The organism is Pseudoalteromonas luteoviolacea DSM 6061, from assembly GCF_001625655.1.
GTDB lineage: Bacteria > Pseudomonadota > Gammaproteobacteria > Enterobacterales > Alteromonadaceae > Pseudoalteromonas > Pseudoalteromonas luteoviolacea.
In genome coordinates this window covers 1-304 of record NZ_AUYB01000088.1, presented here as the reverse complement: position 1 = coordinate 304, position 304 = coordinate 1, and the positions used below count along the sequence as shown (strand labels likewise).

The window sequence follows — 304 nt, the reverse complement described above, 5'->3', positions numbered from 1 at the left end:
GCATACGCACACACATCAATACAAAACACCTTAGCAAGTTGTAGCAACTTATCTTCAACCCACCCTCTTCGATGCTCATAAGACTTGCCCGATACTTTATCTTCTCCGCATAAATACGCTCGCCTTACGCATCGTGATATGCAGTGATAGTACTTGGTGTCCACCAAGCTAACTTGCCGACTTCGTGCCGTTGCCATGAATTGAACGCCTAACTTTTAACCGTTATTTAAAGATAGGCGACACTCAGTTTTTTTGCCAAATTTAAGATGGGTGTCTTCTTAAATTTCATTTGTTCCTCGCTGCC

The 304-nt window shown here is 42.8% G+C and carries 1 pseudogene; it reads right to left on the bottom strand.

The window, feature by feature from the left end:
- Positions 1–197: pseudogene (locus tag N475_RS25065) on the bottom strand (transposase); the annotation flags it as partial.
- Positions 198–304: the final 107 nt, after the last annotated feature.